The sequence below is a fragment of the Alcanivorax sp. VBW004 genome, assembly GCF_009718865.1.
GTDB lineage: Bacteria > Pseudomonadota > Gammaproteobacteria > Pseudomonadales > Alcanivoracaceae > Alcanivorax.
In genome coordinates this window covers 216,631-234,558 of record NZ_WNHC01000001.1, presented here as the reverse complement: position 1 = coordinate 234,558, position 17,928 = coordinate 216,631, and the positions used below count along the sequence as shown (strand labels likewise).

Annotated in this window: 20 protein-coding genes; 10 read left to right on the top strand and 10 right to left on the bottom strand. The window is 59.2% G+C overall.

The features are described from left to right. Window positions 1-93: 93 nt before the first annotated feature. Both F1529_RS01080 and F1529_RS01075 read right to left on the bottom strand, forming a co-directional pair. Window positions 94-681, bottom strand: a complete 588-nt coding sequence (locus F1529_RS01080) for a DUF4334 domain-containing protein (RefSeq protein ID WP_230457668.1) — start codon at window positions 679-681, stop codon at window positions 94-96. A gap of 169 nt (window positions 682-850) precedes the next feature. After that, window positions 851-1,234 (bottom strand): MerR family transcriptional regulator, encoded by a 384-nt coding sequence (locus F1529_RS01075; RefSeq protein WP_155131315.1) that lies wholly within the window; start codon window positions 1,232-1,234, stop codon window positions 851-853. A 103-nt stretch (window positions 1,235-1,337) separates the two neighbouring features. Here F1529_RS01075 and F1529_RS01070 point away from each other — a divergent pair, with 103 nt between their 5' ends. After that, a complete protein-coding gene (locus F1529_RS01070) occupies window positions 1,338-2,396 on the top strand; it encodes an SDR family oxidoreductase (protein ID WP_155131313.1) in 1,059 nt (352 codons plus the stop codon). Between the two features lie 98 nt (window positions 2,397-2,494). On the opposite strand, the gene F1529_RS01065 is transcribed toward F1529_RS01070, so the two are convergent. From F1529_RS01065 to F1529_RS01050, 4 genes are read right to left on the bottom strand one after another with little or no spacing between them, the layout of a single operon-like run. After that, on the bottom strand, window positions 2,495-2,854 hold the full coding sequence (locus F1529_RS01065) for a hypothetical protein (protein ID WP_155131310.1): 360 nt from the start codon (window positions 2,852-2,854) through the stop codon (window positions 2,495-2,497). Window positions 2,855-2,909: 55 nt separating this feature from the next. Further along, the gene (locus F1529_RS01060) at window positions 2,910-3,314 is read right to left on the bottom strand and encodes a roadblock/LC7 domain-containing protein (protein WP_155131307.1); all 405 of its coding nucleotides are present in this window, start codon (window positions 3,312-3,314) and stop codon (window positions 2,910-2,912) included. Then, window positions 3,311-3,862 (bottom strand): ATP/GTP-binding protein, encoded by a 552-nt coding sequence (locus F1529_RS01055; RefSeq protein ID WP_007151251.1) that lies wholly within the window; start codon window positions 3,860-3,862, stop codon window positions 3,311-3,313. Before F1529_RS01055 ends, F1529_RS01060 begins: the two co-directional genes overlap by 4 nt. 2 nt (window positions 3,863-3,864) lie before the next feature. Then, window positions 3,865-4,836: a hypothetical protein gene (locus F1529_RS01050; RefSeq protein WP_155131304.1), complete on the bottom strand. Its 972-nt coding sequence runs from the start codon at window positions 4,834-4,836 to the stop codon at window positions 3,865-3,867. Between the two features lie 458 nt (window positions 4,837-5,294). Between F1529_RS01050 and coaD the strand changes: the two genes are divergently transcribed. The 7 genes from coaD to F1529_RS01015 all read left to right on the top strand — a co-directional run bounded on the left by coaD (window position 5,295) and on the right by F1529_RS01015 (window position 10,914). After that, on the top strand, window positions 5,295-5,786 hold the full coding sequence (coaD, locus tag F1529_RS01045; RefSeq protein WP_007150106.1) for a pantetheine-phosphate adenylyltransferase: 492 nt from the start codon (window positions 5,295-5,297) through the stop codon (window positions 5,784-5,786). A 214-nt stretch (window positions 5,787-6,000) separates the two neighbouring features. After that, a complete protein-coding gene (gene ggt / locus F1529_RS01040) occupies window positions 6,001-7,686 on the top strand; it encodes a gamma-glutamyltransferase (protein ID WP_155131301.1) in 1,686 nt (561 codons plus the stop codon). Between the two features lie 41 nt (window positions 7,687-7,727). Continuing rightward, window positions 7,728-8,141 carry a PaaI family thioesterase gene (locus tag F1529_RS01035; RefSeq protein WP_155131298.1) on the top strand — a complete coding sequence of 138 codons (414 nt, stop codon included), beginning with the start codon at window positions 7,728-7,730 and terminating at the stop codon, window positions 8,139-8,141. Between the two features lie 46 nt (window positions 8,142-8,187). Then, a complete protein-coding gene (locus tag F1529_RS01030; protein WP_370456923.1) occupies window positions 8,188-8,736 on the top strand; it encodes a GNAT family N-acetyltransferase in 549 nt (182 codons plus the stop codon). Continuing rightward, a complete protein-coding gene (locus tag F1529_RS01025; protein WP_155131295.1) occupies window positions 8,733-9,269 on the top strand; it encodes an AAA family ATPase in 537 nt (178 codons plus the stop codon). The genes F1529_RS01030 and F1529_RS01025 overlap by 4 nt, the downstream gene beginning before the upstream one ends. Window positions 9,270-9,299: 30 nt before the next feature. Next, entirely contained in the window at window positions 9,300-10,355 is a 1,056-nt protein-coding gene (locus F1529_RS01020; protein WP_155131292.1) for a nitronate monooxygenase family protein, read from the top strand. Between the two features lie 139 nt (window positions 10,356-10,494). Next, entirely contained in the window at window positions 10,495-10,914 is a 420-nt protein-coding gene (locus F1529_RS01015; protein ID WP_007151373.1) for an SRPBCC family protein, read from the top strand. 104 nt (window positions 10,915-11,018) lie between these two features. Here the strand turns inward: F1529_RS01015 and F1529_RS01010 are convergent, their stop codons facing one another. Then, window positions 11,019-12,782: a monovalent cation:proton antiporter-2 (CPA2) family protein gene (locus F1529_RS01010; protein WP_370456922.1), complete on the bottom strand. Its 1,764-nt coding sequence runs from the start codon at window positions 12,780-12,782 to the stop codon at window positions 11,019-11,021. Window positions 12,783-12,981: 199 nt separating this feature from the next. On the opposite strand from F1529_RS01010, the gene F1529_RS01005 reads away from it, so the two are divergent. Beyond that, complete coding sequence (locus F1529_RS01005; protein ID WP_155131289.1) at window positions 12,982-13,584, top strand: HPP family protein; 603 nt, start codon at window positions 12,982-12,984, stop codon at window positions 13,582-13,584. Window positions 13,585-13,661: 77 nt separating this feature from the next. After that, a complete protein-coding gene (locus tag F1529_RS01000; protein ID WP_155131285.1) occupies window positions 13,662-14,921 on the top strand; it encodes a PepSY domain-containing protein in 1,260 nt (419 codons plus the stop codon). Between the two features lie 243 nt (window positions 14,922-15,164). Here F1529_RS01000 and F1529_RS00995 read toward each other — a convergent pair whose 3' ends face one another. From F1529_RS00995 to lpoB, 3 genes are all read right to left on the bottom strand, one after another. Then, window positions 15,165-15,608, bottom strand: coding sequence for a transposase (locus tag F1529_RS00995; protein ID WP_155131282.1), 444 nt, complete (start codon window positions 15,606-15,608; stop codon window positions 15,165-15,167). Window positions 15,609-15,827: 219 nt separating this feature from the next. After that, window positions 15,828-17,120, bottom strand: a complete 1,293-nt coding sequence (locus F1529_RS00990) for a CsgG/HfaB family protein (protein ID WP_155131279.1) — start codon at window positions 17,118-17,120, stop codon at window positions 15,828-15,830. Window positions 17,121-17,318: 198 nt separating this feature from the next. Further along, complete coding sequence (gene lpoB / locus F1529_RS00985; RefSeq protein ID WP_007149918.1) at window positions 17,319-17,909, bottom strand: penicillin-binding protein activator LpoB; 591 nt, start codon at window positions 17,907-17,909, stop codon at window positions 17,319-17,321. Window positions 17,910-17,928: the final 19 nt, after the last annotated feature.

Here is a 17,928-nt window from a genome sequence, read left to right as displayed (position 1 = left end):
TTGTGCGCATTTTGAAATAGCTGCTGCAAGGCGGAGCCCGGAAGCGTGACTCCATGAGCGGATCATTCAGAGAACATTCCGAGACTGCAGAGCTCAGTTTCCGTCGCGACGCAGCACAAAGAAAAACGGCTGCTTCATGCCTTTCAAGTCCATGATGCCGAGCACGGTATTGTCATCCACCTTGCGGAACACATCGTTGATCGGCAGGTTGTCGTACATCATGGTCGCCGTGGCCACCCCCCGGTAGGTGGTGGTGCGCAGTCGCGCGGCGGACTTGCGCCCGGATAGCAACGGCAAGATCCACTGGAACACCTTGCCCACAAACGCCGAATTCAGGAACGGCATCTGATCCAGCAACCCCAGCCCGGGCATGGTCAGTAACGGCTTCACCGAGGTGAGCTTGCCGGAGACCTTGCGGAACACCAGCGGGTGCACATGCTCTTCGCTCTCGAAACGCTTGCCGTGCCAATGGCAACGCTCCAGCACCCCATCCATCGGGTGGCCGGTTTCAAACCCTTCGCCTTTCCAGGCACCGATCATGAAATCCGGGGCCACCGGTTCCAGCGCATCAAAAATGGCCAGTGCCTCATCCCCGGTCGCTTGCCCCTGTGCCTTTGCCGCAGTGAAAGACAGGCCCGGTACAGCCTGAACAGAAGGATTGGCTTGCGTTGCGCGATTCATGGGCATTCCTCACAGGTGATGAAACAGATGGGCAATCACGCTAATGGCCGCGCCGTCTCTGCACCAGTAAAAAACCGCACTTGTCCGACCAGGACGCTAACCAAAACCACCAGAATTGACGAGAAGTATCGATTTCCCCACAAGCAGTAAACCTTCTGGCGCGATACATTTACCCTGCGCAGGCCTGGCTCCGCCGCTGCGCCTCGGCACTGGCAAGCAAGCGTTTCTGCTCCGCACCCAACATCCGGCTAACCGCCTTCAGTTCCGTGATCTTGCGATCCACCGCGGCTTTTTTCTCGGCCATCAACGCCGCGCCCTGGTCACAATCGATACTGTCACTGCGCAGGGCGTCCAGCACCTCGCGGATCTCCTTGAGCGAAAAGCCAAGCGCCTTCAGCTGGCGCACCATGCCCACCCGCTGCACCGCTTTCTCCGAATAATCCCGGTAGTTATTGCCTCGCCTGCCGACCTCCAGCAACAACCCCTCTTTCTCGTAATACCGCAAGGTATGGCGGCTCACACCGGTCCGCTGTTCCAGTTCTGCAATGCGCATAGGAGGCTCACTTATTCCCTGTTGACCTTAGAGCATACTCTACACCTTAGCGTAGTCGTGAGCTTTCTCCACACCTCCGTGAAAACAGGAAAAGGACATCACCATGATCTTCTTTATCACCGGGGCCACCGGTTTTATCGGTCGCCACGTCTGCGCCAGCCTGACCCGCCAGAACCATACCGTCGTCGCCATGCTGCGACGCCCAGAGGCCCAACTGGATACCCTGCGCCAACAGGTAGACGCCCTTGGCGGGCAAGGTCACTTGCTCCAGCCGGTCAGCGGCGACCTGGATCAGACCCATCTGGGCCTGACCGCCCCCCTTCCCGAACTCGGCGCCGTCATTCATCTCGGCGCCCGTTTCGCCTGGCGGCTGGACACCAGGACCGCCCGCCACACCAATGTAGCGGGCAGCCTGGCCGTGGCAGAACTGGCCCGCCAGCACCAATGCCGCCTGGTATTTATCAGTGGTTTCATGCTGGAAAACCAGGCGCACCTGAATCGGCTTGGCATTGATACCGCCGCGCCATCAGGCACCGACTGGCCGAAGGTCTACCGACGGGCCGGCGGTTATGAAGCCAGCAAACTGGAAGCCGCCTTTCGGGCACGGGCTTTTGCCAAACAGCACGCGCTCGATTTTGTGGAAGTCCAGCCCGCTACGGTGGCCGGCAACAGCCAGACCGGCGAGCTGGATAACAGCCAGCCGCTATACAGCCTGCTCGACAATCTCGCTCGCGGTCGCCTGGCACTGGTGCCCGGCACGCCGGCACACTGGTTGCCTCTGGTGGCCGTGGACCACCTCGCAGACATCATCCGCCTGGCCGCCACCGCAGAGACCGTGCCGGAAAAACTGCTGGCCCTGGATGGGCAGACACCGAATCTTCAACCGATGCTCGCACAAGCGGCCGCCCACATGAACAAACATGCCCCGCGTCGCTATATCCCCATTCCCGTTCTGACTGCGCTGCTACGCCTGCCCGGCCTTGCAGCATTGATGAATACCTACCCGGAAGCGCTCCACTTTATTCAACCTACACGCTTTGATACCGCCATTACGGACGCTTTTCTCCAACATCATCACGCCACCACCCCAAACATCAAGGAGGTGATAGAAAGGAGCACCCGACGATACCATCAGCAGCAAGCCAACACTGAGGCACAATAAATTTCCAAGAAGGAATAAGGAAAAACTGAAAGGGGAAAAGAAAAAGAGGAATAAGAAAAAACCCCGCCAACCAAAAGGCATGGCGGGGTGAAAGCAGATTACAACGCCAGCGTGGATTCCACTTCCTGACAGTTACGGCGAGCCAGGGCCAAATTCGATTTGCTTTTGTCCAGCACCAGATAGATAAACAGCCCTTCTTTCGAAGCTACCGGACGAATAATGTGATACTGGGTCCCGAGGGTAATCAGGATGTCTTCAATTTTGTCATTGAGGCCCAGGGACTTCATGGTTTTCAACTTGGCGCGGACCACTTCCGTGTTGCCCGCCGCTGCCAGCTCCAGGTCCAGACCGGTACCGGCCTGACCCAGCACCATACCACTGTTGGCATCAACAATGGCGGTACACATGGCACCATCAGACTGCAGCAATACGTCCATACTTTCTTTGATACTCGCCATGGTAAATCTCCTTCAACACTTATGTTATCCCGATATTTTCATCGGGTTATAAAATTTACTTTTTTAGTTTTTCCTCAAGAGCGGCACAACAGTTCTTGGCCCCCCAGAGAAGCTGCCCCAACAAAGAGGCATCGTTCGCCACCACTGCAAGAGCCAGTGGTGGCTTTAGATTCGGAACCTTCATGACCGCAACCACACCTTCGTCCGATTCAACAATCAATCTGCTGCATTCAGAGATGCCCGCTTCCTTGGCGATAGCGGAACTTATCGCCGCCAACGAACTGCCCATGGCCGCAAGCCGGCTTGCGCTGTCCTTGTTCACCTGCAACGAGGCCACTTCAAAACCATCCGTACTGAGCAATACGGCGGAGGTAACACCTTTGGTATTTTCCTGAAAGTTTTCCAGTTCTTTCTGGGCAACCGCCGTTTCAGTTTTTCCAAGCGGAGAGGCGACTTTCATGCTTGCATCATTCCCATTTCGTTAACTTCAATCTGGCAGAGCAACGCCTCGACCAGTAACAGAACATCGTCTTTTTCTCGGACATCCACAGAAAAAATGGGCGGTGAAATATGACGCTCCAGTAAGGTATCAGTGATCCGCTCGATAATTTCAAAATCCTCGCTGGCCAGCCGGCCTACGCCGATAACCATGGGCATGGCACCCTGTTCCCAGAATGCATCGACGAACACTGACAGGTGGCTATCCAGATCCGGATGTTCGCCATTCAACAGCACGATCACACCAGCAGCATTATTGGCAAGGATCGGCCACATAAACCGGAACCGTTCCTGCCCCGGCGTGCCATAAAGGCGCACACCACCACCGCCAGGAATATCGATGAAACCATAGTCCAGCGCTGCCGTGGTCATTTCCTTGTCGCACTGATCAATATCGGTATTCACCACATCCGTGGACACACATTCCTGGTCACTTAACGCAGTAATTGCCGTGGTTTTCCCTGCCCCCATGGGGCCGGTAAAAAGAATTTTGAATTCGTCATTTGTCATTGCTAAGCACTCAACCCCAATCGACTGCGCAAGCCTTTGATCAAACCACCAAAGCGTCCTTTTCCTTCCTCGGCAGCGGCCTCCGGCAACGGCACCTGGACGGCTTCCTCGAACACCATCAGGTCACTCATTTCACACGCATTGATGAACCGGTCCAGCTCTTCCTCACTGCAGTGTGAAACTTGCTGAAGTTGCTCACGGGTCAGGGGGCGCTTGGTCATCAAGGCGCACAGAGACAAATGCGTGCGGCTCTTTTCCAGGGTGCCAAAACTGGGCCAGCGTTTAAGATGAAACGCCCCTTCAGGATTCATCCACGGCGCCAGATGCGTTGCGCCGTAACGTGACACCATCCAGCACAATGAAAACAGCGGGCAAGCCACCATCTCTTCCGGTAACGGCTCTGTGGTAGGTGTCAGTGGGCCTAACTCTACGGAGCCTGCAGCCAACTGGCGGAACAGCGCCTTGCTTGCATAGAAACGCTGGGACGCCGGCTTGAAATACAGCACGCCATGGGACGACGACGACACCAGCAGCCCCGCCGGGTCAGGCACGTTTCCGTTAACTGCCTCATGCAGGGATAACCAGAAAGGGGAGACATTATTGGATACAGCGGTAGAGGGCGCAGCCACCTGGGCGGAGGAATGGGACGGTGACGCCCCCCCGGACGACAAGGTGTCCGCAACTTCGTCGAGCACGGATAACAACTGCATGACCCGGAAAGGGTGCTGCAGAATAAACGGCGACGCCGGTTTTTGCTGATTACCGTGGTATACGACAATGCGCGGCTTGTCGCTGCGCTCCCAGCGTTGCGTTTCATCCGTTTGATCGCAGGAAATCATCAGCACATCTGCGCTGTCGGGATCACTGTGGCTCCAATCTACTTCAGACCGGCCATCCATGATCTTCAACATGGACAAGCAGGCGCTTGCCGTGTCATCCCCCAATCCTACAAAGCCCAGCCGTTGCTTTCTCATCGTTTCCACAATCCATGAAATCGGCATCTATCCCTGAACATCCCAGACAAGAAGACCTTCCCTGGGACCGGCGGCTTCCGGTGCTACACCCGGTTAATACTTTATGTGACTTGAGTCCCAAATTAGTCCTGCGGCTTTTCAACCGGCAAACGGATGACGACAAGCGGGCGATTAAAGAGGATGAAAATATAAAACTAATTGCTGATCTCTGGTTTCCACGAAAATCAAGCACCAAACCTTGCGCATTTTCCCTCACTTTGTGTAAGCAAATGCTTACATTTGGGTGCCCCATTTCATCAATCCTGCCCCCATTAGCGGGTTCCAACGTCCTTCTAACCGGTTTCAAACCCAGGTCCGCTATACCTGCAACTCTGCCAACGCATCGGGTATGCTTGCGGCACAGTGGGTATCCGGGGTGCTCCCGGATACGGTTTCTACCGCGACAGAGCGAGCCAAGCATGACCAACCGCGTAATTTATCCCGGCACCTTCGACCCGATTACCAACGGCCACCTGGACCTGGTGGAACGGGCCGCCAAAATGTTTGATGAGGTCGTGGTAGGCATCGCCGCCAGCGAGAAGAAGGGCCCCCTGTTTACGCTGGAAGAGCGCGTGGATCTGACCCGGCGCGTGCTATCGCACCTGCCGAATGTGAAGGTCACCGGCTTTTCCAAGCTGCTGGCCCATTTTTGCCGGGAGGAGGGCGGCAACATCCTGTTGCGGGGCCTGCGCGCGGTCAGTGACTTTGAGTACGAATTCCAGCTGGCCAACATGAACCGCCAGCTGGCGCCAGAGCTGGAGACGGTATTCCTGACCCCCGCGGAACACCTGTCCTTTATTTCCAGCTCCCTGATCCGCGAAATCGCGCTGCTGGACGGGGATGTGAATAACTTTGTGCCACCCCTGGTCGCCGAAGCCCTGGAAGAGAAACGCAAGGCGCGGCAGAAGTAGCAGTGACAAGTTAAAAGTTGAAAGTTAAAAAGCGCGCGCCAGGTGATTGGGTTCTGAACGGCTATACCCGCGCCATTACCAGTGTGCGCGGGCACGACCAGGCAGAAATCGAGCCCTGTCCGCGTTTCAACTTTAAACTTTTAACTTTCAACTCAGCCATAACAACAAAGCCGGACACCGCTCCACACCCACCGGTTCTCAAGGAGGACACCCGATGCGCACCCTGATCCCGTTACTGCTGCTGATCACCGTTACCGCCCAGGCGGCCGGGCCGGGCAAGAACGCGGTGGCCAGCGCCCACCCTCTGGCTACAGAAGCCGGGCTCAACATTCTCGAGCAGGGCGGTAATGCCTTCGATGCGGCCGTGGCCGTGGCGGCTGCCCTGGCGGTGGTCGAACCCTATTCTGCCGGTATGGGCGGGGGCGGCTTCTGGCTTCTGCACCGGGAACAGGATGGCTTGCAGACCTTTGTAGACGCCCGTGAAACCGCCCCCGGCGCCGCCACGGCCACCATGTATCAGGACAAGGATGGCAAGGTAATGCGCGACTGGGCGGTGAACGGCCCCAGCGCCGCCGGCATTCCCGGCCAGGCTGCCGCCTTCGCCCACCTTGCGGACAACTACGGCAAATTACCCCTCACTGCCACCCTGGCCCCGGCCATTGCACTGGCCGAGAAAGGCTTCCGCGTAGAAGAGCATTACCGCAAGCTCGCCGGTTACCGCGAAGACGTGCTCAACCGTTTCCCGGAAGCCGCCGCCATTTTCCTGCACAACGGCAAGGTGCCCCCCAACAACCACCTGATCCAGCAACCGGATCTGGCCCGGGTACTCACCGCCATCGCTGAACAGGGCAACGCAGGGTTCTATCAGGGCGAAGTGGCCAAACAGCTGGTAGACGGCGTGCAGCAGGCCGGCGGCATCTGGACCCTGGACGATCTGGCTGACTACACCGTGGTGGAACGCACACCCACCGTCAGCCCGTTCCGCGAGGGGCGGGTCATCTCCGCACCGCCGCCGTCCTCCGGCGGCATCGTCATGGGCGAAGCACTGAACATCCTCAGCCAGTTCAACGCCGGTGACACCGGCGACATGACCCCGCACCTGGCCATCGAAGCCATGCGCCGCGCCTACCAGGACCGGGCACGGTATCTGGGCGACCCAGACTTTGTGGATATGCCTGTGGATAAGCTGTTGAGTACCGACTACGCCAAACAGCGCGCCAGCAGCATCACCCTGGACAAGGCCACCCCCAGCAGCAGCCTGGGCGAGCCCATCGGCGTGGAAGAAGGCTTTCACACCACCCATTTCTCGGTACTGGATAAAGACGGCAACCGGGTCGCCGCCACCCTGAGTATTAACCTGCCGTTCGGTAGCGGCTTTGTGGCCCCCGGCACCGGAGTGCTGCTCAACAACGAAATGGACGATTTCTCCGCCAAACCCGGCAGCCCCAATGCCTACGGCCTGGTGGGTAGCCAGGCCAACGCCATTGCCCCCGGCAAGCGCCCGCTTTCTTCCATGACCCCCACCTTCGTGGAGTTCGACGACCGGGTCGCCATTCTCGGCACCCCCGGCGGCAGCCGCATCATCTCCATGGTGATGCTGGGAGTCATTGAAGCCGCCAACGATAAACCAGTCGAAGACTGGGTCAGTCGTGTGCGATTCCACCATCAGTTCCTGCCTGACGAAGTCCAGGCAGAGCCGGAATTCGTCGGCAGCCAGGCCGCCAAGGAATTGATGCTAATGGGCCACAAGGTGGTTTCCACCGGCCGCAACTACGGCAACATGCAGGCCATCCTGTGGCGCAAGGGCAGTGGCAAGAACAGCGGCGAAGTCACCGCCGCCAGCGACCCCCGTGGTATTGGCAGTGCCGAAGTGCGCTCACCCCAGCCGCACGCCGAGTAACCACCGGCTTTCATACGCCTGATTAAAACCGGAGCCCTGTCATGAGTGAGCTTTTCCAGTTCGGCAAACAGGTTCTTGCCAGCCAGCCATTCAGCGCGCTGCTGGGCACCGAACTCGAGGCCTTCGAACCCGGCAAGGCCGTGCTGACACTGGCTGTGCGCGATGAACTGAAGCAACAACACGGCTTTGTCCACGGCGGTGTTGTCAGCTATCTCGCCGACAATGCGCTCACCTATGCCGGCGGCTCCGTACTGGGGGACTCGGTTACCTCCGAATACAAGATCAACTATCTGCGCCCGGCGCTGGGGGAGCGGCTAACGGCCCGTGCCACAGTGCTTTCCAGTGGCCAAAAACAGGCTGTCTGCCAGTGTGAAGTGATCGCCCTGAATAACGGCGAAGAACGGCTCATCGCTGTTGCCCAGGGCACCATCAGCAAGGTGGAAGGCAAACGTTAACTCACCCCCGGCACGGCAAAACGCCTGCCATCGGACGGATAGCCGCGTGCAACCCGACGTCACACTACAACCACTCAATCAAGGCCTTGCGCCCGCGTTGTTTGCACTCACTGATTGCAATCGCCGCTTCCTGCGCGAGTGGCTACCCTGGCTGGATCAGGTACGCACCGTCGATGACACCCGGCACTTTATTGAAAGCGCAGAAAGCATGGCCGCATCCAATAGCGCCCCCACTTTTGCCATTATTCATGCAGGGGACTTATGTGGCGTTACCGGGTTCCACAGCATTAACAAGCCGCACGGCACCGGATCCATCGGTTACTGGCTCGGGCAGGACCACACCGGCCAAGGCATTGCGACAACCGCCGTCCGACAACTCATTACTATCGGTTTCACGGAATGTGACCTTAACCGGATCGAGATTCGCTGTGCCATCAACAACCGACAAAGCCGGGCTCTGCCGGAACGATTGGGCTTTATCCATGAAGGCACGCTCAGGCAATCGGAAAGGCTTTATGGCCGATTCCTGGACCAGGCGCTCTACTCACTGCTCGCATCTGACAGCCATGCAAGCACCTCAGGTTCCGGCAAATGACAACACCCATCGTGCTGACCGGCGGACCCGGCGCCGGCAAGACAGCAGTTATCGAGCATATTGCCCACCTTGGTTTTCGCTGTTGCGAAGAAGTCGGCCGTCAGGTGATTCAATCCCAGGTTGAGCAGGGCGGAAAGGCCGTTCCCTGGCAAGACAAAACCGCTTTTCGTGACCGGATGCTGTCAGCCGAGCAGGCCAACCATGCCCGCGTTGCGGACCATAAGGGGACGGTCTTTTTTGATCGGGGCCTGGTCGATATCTATGGCTACTCACGCCTTGAAGGTCTGATGGTTCCCTCCTCTCTGGTTCAAGCCTGTGAAGCGCAGCGATACCATGACCCCGTCTTCCTCTTCCCTCCCTGGGAGGCTATCTTTACCAACGACAAGGAACGCAAACAATCGTTTGCTGAAGCCGTCGCCACCTTCGAGATCATGCAAACGGCCTATCGGCATTTTGGCTATACGCTAGTGGAGGTGCCCCGAGCCCCGGTCCACATCCGGGCCGAATTCATCCTGGATCGTGTGATTCGCTGACCCTCTTTCCAGCCTGACGAGGAACCGCCTATGCGACCGCTGTTCAACACTGCTCTGCCACTAATCCAGGCTCCCATGGCCGGGGTGCAAGACTGGCGTCTGGCAGCTGCCGTCTGTGCGGCGGGTGGTTTGGGCTCTGTGCCGGCCGGCATGCTCGATGCCGCCGGCCTGGAACAGCAACTGGCGCAACTGAGTGCCGCCACCGACACACCCTGGAACGTGAATTTTTTCTGCCATTCGTCACCGCCACCGAACCCGGCCGGGGAGCAGCGCTGGGCGCAGACCCTGCGCCCTTACTATGAGGCATTCAGAGCCGATAGTTCGGCGATTCCCGAAGGCCCATCACGCAAGCCGTTTGATGCCGATTGCGCGGCAGTGCTGGCACTGTTCCGGCCTGCAGTGGTGAGCTTTCATTACGGCTTGCCGGAGGCCAGCCTGCTGGATCGGGTAAAAGCCACCGGGGCCACCGTACTGTCCAGTGCCACCACGGTTGAAGAGGCACTCTGGCTCCAGGCACAAGGCGCCGATGCGGTGATTGCCCAGGGGCTGGAAGCGGGTGGGCACCGGGGCCATTTTCTCAGCGATGATCTGAGTCGCCAGCAGGGCACCTTTAGTCTGTTGCCGCAGGTCGCCGATGCCGTCTCCATTCCGGTGATCGCCGCCGGCGGCATTGCCAGCCCCGCCGGCGTGCGGGCCGCCATGGCGTTAGGCGCAACCGCAGTGCAAGTGGGCACGGCCTACTTGTTGTGTCCGGAAGCCACCACCAAACCCGTGCATCGAGAATGGCTGAACAGCGACCGGGCTCGGCACACCGCATTAACCACGGCTTTTTCCGGCCGTCCCGCCCGGGGCATGGTCAATCGGCTGATGCACGAGCTGGGCTGCTTCCCGGACACCGCGCCGGCATTCCCGCTGGCGGGCAACGCTATCGGGCCACTGCGTGCCGCCGCAGAAGCGCAGGGCAGCGGGGACTGTTCGCCATTGTGGGCCGGACAGAACGCCAGCGACTGCCGCGAGGACAGCGCAGCAATGATCACCGCCTGGTTGGCTGAAGGGTTCGACAGCACACGCTCTGGGGAAGCGTAGCCGCCATTGGCAGCGCTATGGCCCAAATTAACCTTGCGGGTGGACAGCCAACAGGCAGAATCGACACCCTGTTTACTACCGCATTAGGTAGTATGAAACGTTTCCGGCGGCCTGCCGGGCAGAAGTGGGAGCAACCGCCATGCAACGCATCGACATTTCCAAGACTTTCCCGTTCTCCGTGGACAAGCTGTTCGACTTTCTCAGCGTGCACGAAAACCTGGAGCTGATTTTTGCCCCGGCCAAGATCAAGCGCATCAAGGACGGACAGGACAGCCCCAACGGTGTGGGCTCTACCCGGAAAATGCAAATTCTGGTGGCGCCACCGTTCGAAGAAACCGTCACCAAGGTGGTTCCCAACGAGCGCATTGAATACACCATCACCAAGGGCAGCCCGCTGAAGCACCATAAAGGCATCATGCGCTTTTCCGAAGCGGCCAATGGCGGCAGCCAGCTGGACTACACCATCGAATTTGAAGGCAAGCTGCCCCTGATCGGCCCGATCATCAAAGCCGGCCTGGGCCAGGCCATCAGCCGTGGGCTGAACAAGCTGAAGCTGTAATCGTTCCGTGTACGGGCAGGTCGGATTAGCCTGAAAGGCGCAATCCGACCTGCACTGGCCGGGGCATCTCCGGCGCCCCGGAAACGCGGCTTATCGCAGCACCACTATGTCTTTCCCTCCGACAGCAACGACTGCAATTCCGCCCGGCCTTTGGCATTGGTTTCCACCAGCATGTCCATATCGGCACGATGCTCAATCTGTTCCAGCAACAGGCGCTCATCCAGCTCCCGGAAACTGCGCACCAGATCAATAGCCGTGGACTCGGGAACCCCCAGCTGCATCAGTGTCAGGCGGGCACTGAGCAGGGCTGATTCAAAGCTTTCCCGAATCACTTGATCCACGCCCAGGGCATGTAGCTTGTAAGCGTGATAGCGGTCGCGGGCGCGAGCCACGATGGTGACGCTGGGAAAGTGGTGGCGTACCAGTTCTGCGGCTTTCAGGGAGGCGTCCACATCATCCACCGCCAGCACCAGCACCTTGGCATGCTCCAGGCCCGCGTTGTGCAATAGATCGAGCCGGGTTACATCGCCGAAGTACACTTCGTTGCCGTAGCGCCGCAGCATATCAATTTCGTCCGGGTCGGAATCCAGTGCGGTGAAAGGAATCTGGCGACCTACCAGGATCCGGGCGGTGATCTGCCCGAAGCGCCCGAGCCCGGCAATCACCACCTGGGGATGGTGCGCAGGCATGCTTTCTTCTTCCAGGTCCTTGCGTGGCCCCTTGCTGCTCGCCTTGGGCCACAGCATCGCCATCAGCTTCAGCAATAACGGTGTGCACGCCATGGACAATGCCACCACCAGATTGAGCTGCCCGGCAACGGCCGGGTCGAGCAGGTTCAATGTTTGCGCCTGGGTCAGCAGCACAAAGGCGAATTCGCCCCCCTGGCTGAGCAAAATGCCGAACATGAAGGTACTGCGCCACTCGCCACCACGCAGGCGGCTGATCACGATCAGCACCAGCGCTTTCAGGCCCAGCAGCATCACCAGGAAGAGGGCGATGTTACCCGGGTGGTCCAGCAGCAAACGCAGGTCCATGGTCATGCCGATCGCCAGGAAAAACAGCCCCAGCAGCAGGCCCTTGAAAGGCTGAATGTCGGTTTCCAATTGCTCCCGGTAGGGCGAGTTGGCCAGCAGCACACCCGCAACAAACGCACCCAGGCCCATGGACAGGCCCAGGTGCTCCATCAGCGCGGCAGAGCCCAGCACCAGCATCAGTGCACTGGCGGTCATCAACTCCCGGTTACGCAGCTTGGCCAGCCAGCCCAGCCAGGGGTTCAGCGCATACTTGCCCGCCAACACCATGGCCACCAGCGCCGCCAGGCCCGCCAGCAATTGCGGGCTGTCCTCCCCCGCCTGGGCCCCAGCGAGCACCGGCAACAGCAACAGGATGGGAATCACCGCCAGATCCTGAAACAGCAAAATAGAAAACGCGGAGCGCCCCTGCGGGGTGCCCAGCTGGTTGTTCTCCACCAGCATCTGCACCACAAAGGCCGTGGACGACAGCGCCAGCGTCGCGCCGATGGCCAGGCTCTGGTTGGTGCTGAAACCCACCAGCCAAAACCCGCCTGCCAGCAACAACGCGCTGAAGACCATCTGGCTGGCACCCAGTCCCACCAGTCGACGACGCTGCGCCCACAACTGCTGGGGGGCCAGTTCCAGGCCCACCAAAAACAGCATCAGCACCACACCCAACTCGGCAAAGTGCAGCACATCGTTACCGCCACTGACCAGGCCAAACCCCAGCGGCCCTACTGCGATACCAGCCGCCAGGTAGCCCAGGATGCTGCCCAGTCCCAACCGCTGAAACAACGGCAACAGCACCAGTGTCGCCCCCAGCAACACCAGCGCCTGCGAGAAAAATCCGTCCACACCGATCTCCTTTTTTGTCTTGGCTCATGCTAGCGGATTTGCCAGGCTCGCGTTGTTAAAAAGCCGCCACAGGCTGCCGACGGCCATCCTCAGCCCCTGCAGGCCATGATCCAGGCCATGCAGAACGCACCATAATTGCCCAAAGGGCCGCAAGGCCTTAGTATGCGCGCTCTTTTTCTGCCCCGGATTAGTGCACACCATGAGTAAGGAAAGTGACCAGCTCCGCCAGCAACTGGTCGGTGGCCTGTTGCGGCAGCTGCATCTGGAAACCATGAGTGAGCGCTTTAATCCCCGCGTGGTGTTGGCGCTGTTCAACCTGGTCAACGGCGGCCTCAGCATTGCGCTGATCGCCAGTGTGGCGCTGGTGACCCAGCAGGCGTTTATCTTCCCCTCACTGGGTGCGACGGCCTTCCTGCTGTTCCACCTGCCCCTGGCGGAAGCGGCTTCCCCCCGCAATGTCCTCAGCGGCCATCTGATTGGCGCCCTGTGTGGGTGGGCATCACTGTGGCTATGCGGCCTGCACGATGCCCCGGCCGCCTTTATCACCGGCGTTGAATGGTCACGGGTGGCCGCCGCCGGCCTGTCGCTGGGGCTCACCAGCGCACTGATGATTCTGTTCCGGGTTGCCCACCCGCCTGCTGGCGCCACCGCGCTGATCGTGTCACTGGGGTTGATGCACGAACTGCAGCAGCTGCCGGTGTTGCTCAGCGCAGTGGCCCTGCTGGTCGGCCAGGCCTTCGTGATCAACCGCCTGGCCGGCATCCCCTACCCGCGATGGGCCCCTCGCCAACCGGGCGTCTGATCCTCTCACCTCAGTAATGAGAATGATTCCTTTTTGTGCTAGGCTGCGCCGCATTGTCAGCCCCGGTTGGATTTCCCATGCGCGCATTTCTGGTTCTGCTTCATCGCTGGTTCGGCCTTTTCATTGCCGTCTTCCTGATTATTGCCGGCCTGACCGGGGCACTGATTTCCTGGGACCACGAGCTGGACGAGTGGCTCAATCCACATCTGTTTAAAAGCCAGAGCCAGGGCGAACCGCTACCCATGCTGGAGCTGGTTCGCCATGTGGAAGACGCCGACCCCCGGGTGCGTGCCAGCTTCTTTGGCCTGGAAGCCGAGCCCGGCCATAACGCGGAAATCTGGGTGGACGCCCGGGAAAACCCGGAAACCGGGCAGCGTTATGAACTGGGTTACGATCACGCCTTCGTGGACCCGGTCACCGGCGAGATTGTCGGCAAGCGCGAGTGGGGGAAAATCTCCCTGCACCCGGAACACCTGATGTCGTTCCTCTACAAACTGCACTTCACCCTGCACCTGCCGGAATGGAAGGGCATCGACCACTGGGGCGTCTGGCTGATGGGCGCCGCCGCCATGGTCTGGCTGTTCGATACCTTTATTGCCATGGCACTGACCCTGCCGCGCAAGCGCCGCGTGCAAAAACCCGGGGGCAAAAGCTGGCTGCAACGCTGGAAACCCGCCTGGATGATTCGCCGTGGCGCAGGCGCCTACAAACTGAATTTCGACCTGCACCGGGCCGTGGGGCTGTGGGTATTCGGGCTGCTGCTGATGCTGGCCTTTACCTCTTTCTCCCTGAACCTGTACCGGGAAATTTTTTACCCGGTCATGTCCATGGTGTCCGAGACCACCCCCGGGCCGTTTGAAACACGCACGCCCACCGCCTTGCATGATCCGGTAGAACCCCAGGTAAGCTGGCCTGAATTATTTGCAAAAGCCCGGACCGAAGCGGACAACCGCGGCTGGGAAGAGCCCATCGGCGATACCTTCTACAGCGACAATTTCGCAGTCTTCGGCGTGCGTTTTTACTACCCGGGTGAAGACCACGACAGCGGCGGCATGAAAGTGAAAAGCCTCTACTATGATGGCAAGAGCGCGGACTTGATCGGTGACGAAGTGCCCTGGGAAGGCACCGCCGCCGACGTCTTCAACCAGCTGCAGTTCCCCCTGCACTCCGGCCGTATCGCCGGCCTGCCGGGCCGCATCATCGTGTCGATCATGGGCATTGCCGTAGCCATGCTGTCGATCACCGGGCTGGTGATCTGGTGGAAGAAACGCAAGGCGAGGGTGGCCAGCAAACGACGCAAGCAGGACGCAGCACTGACGGCCACGTCTGCAACCTGATCGGCTTCATACCGAAGCCTCTGCAGGAACGTAGCGAAGCGGGGTAACGCACATAGTGCGGCCCAACGGGTGAGTGCAACGAATACGCCACTTGAGGCGCGAACCTCGCGAAGCGAAGCGACAACGTATCCGTTACCCGACGGTGCGCTCTCAAACCTGTGGGTGCTGTTATTCCTGATCGTCCTGCGGACGATTTTCGCGCTGACGCGCGGTTCGCACCTCCAGAGGTGCTCCTACAGGGAGTTATAACCAGACGGCGTTCCAGTAAGGATAATCACGCAGAGAGCGCACAAGACCTGCTCTCAACGGATTCGCCACAATATATCGCGCCACATCCTGAATATTTTCTTCCCTACGAATGGCGTGATCGTGATAGCCCCTCTGCCAAAGCGGTAACCCGCAAAGCCGCCCACTGCGACCTTTCACCCGCAACATCACTTTAGACAGCATTTCGTCATCCCCCAGCTGAAACAGCCAATGCAAATGATCAGGCATCAGCACATAGCAAAGAGAGGTTGTGGAGCCTGACTGATCACTCCAGAGCAGCGTCCGGCATACCAGACTGGCCAGGTGACTGTCGGAAAAATAGGGGTAACGACCCTTGGTCACCGTGGTGACATGGTAAATCCGGCCCTGCTCTGAAAATCGCCCCTGACGCAGACGCGACCCGTGATAGATAGCTGTCATAACAGGCATGCTTACCTGCCACAATTCCACACAATATAAGCAATGTCTGATTTTTCTGTAGGAGCACCTCTCGAGGTGCGAACAAAGGCCTTTACGTTACTGCACAGGGTTTTGCGACACTCATATACTGCGGTTCGCACCTCGAGAGGTGCTCCTACCGGACTGCGCCGGGAGCGCTTCACCTGAAACAAAAACCCCCGCGTTGCGGGGGTTTGGGGTTTACCACTTGAGGGGGGCTTCCGAGGATCCCGGGGTGGCGGCCTGGCCGGCGGGTTGCGCCGACGCGTTTTGGGCCTGCTTGTCCGGGCGGACCCGGTCACCCACCTGCAGGGCACTGGCTTCGCCTTCCACACGGGCAATGCCATAGTCGGTACGCACGTCGCTGACCTTGAGGGTCGCCAGCGCTTCGCCTTCCAGCTTGATGGTCATGCCGGTATCCGGGTCTTTCATTTCCCCGGCAGGGCGATACACCTTCATGATGCCGTCTTTTTCCAGACGACCCTGGCCCTGGCTGAGGAACACGGTCTCGCCGTCAACCTTGATCACCTGCACCGGGTAGAGCACGTCGGTGGCATCACCGGCGATGGCGCGGGCAATCTCGGGATAGAGAATGTCAGCCAGACGCTCCGGATGGTTGCGGTCATCAATTTTCTGCTCGCGGGCCAAGGCGCGGATAGTGGCTTCCGACTTGTCCCACTCGTAAAGATCGCTCCACAGGATTTCCGTGGTGGTGGTATCGATCAGGCGATACCGTACGCGGACGTAGGGGTCGTACCCGCCCATCTTGGCGCCGTAGAACTCCCGATCACTGTCACCAATCTGGAAATCTTCGATGGTACCCACCAGCAGCAGATCCGCGCCTTTACGCTGACCGAGACGGGCCATTTCTTCCGGCGCCACACTGCCTTCGGAAACTGTCTGCAGCTCTTTTTCAATATCGGCCAAATAAGAACGATCCAGCACCCGGAAACGCCCGGACTGGGTGAAGGCCATGGACAGGTTTTCGCTCAGATCACGCTGCACTTGCGAAGCCGGGACTTTTACGTCACCAAGATCATAGCTTGCGGCGCGGGTATCGAAGGTCGCAATGGCAATGCCGGGCAGGTGGGAACGGTCCGGCCCGATGGACTTGGGACGCAGGATTTCCGCCTGCACATCCGCCTGCCACATGCCGTCATCCACCTGCTTCACAGACTGGACTTCATAGGTCTTGATGTTACCCAGCGTCGGCAACTGCGGCTCCGGCACGGACGTTTCCTGGCCCATCCATGTAGAGACGTCACCCTGGGACTGGATCACCCATTCATACACATTGGTGCGGAAGTTGGGGTCCACCGCCAGGGTGACACCGCCCCCCTGGCGCACGGCGGCGACCAGGGCATTGGTCATGGCCTGCTCCGGGTTATCGCCATAACCCCGTGCGGACACGGAAACGGTTTCCGTCATCGCATGACTGAAGGACGACCACAACAGCAGGACAAGAAAAAAGGGAGAGAAAAGACGTTTGATCATGATGACCTCCTTGCCAGTAGCGACAATCGTGCCACCACTTATATCACGAATAAGGCCGGCGTGAGCCGGAAACGGGCGGTATCGATGATACCGCCCCGGCGCACCTCAAACGGCCGAGGAAGGGCGTCCCTGCCTCCAGCCACCCCGCAGATCCCTGCGCGCTGGCCGCTACCGTTTGCGGTCGCGAATACGACCGGTTTACAGGCCGAACAGGCTCTTGGACTTGGTCTTGCGAATTTCTTTCTCGTTAGCCCACTCGATGATGCCGGTCTGGATGTTGAGCAGCTTCAGGGTGAACTTGTAGTACACGTCCTTGGTGCTGCCATCGCGCTTAACGATGGAAGAGAAGTTACCGTACATCATGAACTCGGCGCCGATCTGACGACCCATGGCCGCAGCGGTGCTCTGATCCACCAGGCCGGATTCACTCTGGTAATCCAGCTGTTCGCGCACGCGCTCTACGACCGTCATGTCCGCGAAGCGGAACTTGCCGGAGTTGATCAGCTTGGACTGGATGGTGTCGGTGATGGATTCGGTGTCCACGTGCTCGGTGGTCTTGTTCTTGATGCGATCCACAAACACCACCGGACGACGGCTCTGGGTCATCTGCACGATGGGCGGGAAGACCAGCATGTCATCGACCATCTTGCTGGCAATCATCTGCAGGTCGGTGGAACCGAAATCGGTATTCACGGTTTCGCGGCCCTGGGCATCGCCATAATCCACGGTGGAACAGCCAGACAGCACCAGTGCCGCGCCGAGCATCATCATTGAAAATACACGTACCATTCTTGTTTCTCCTTGTTCC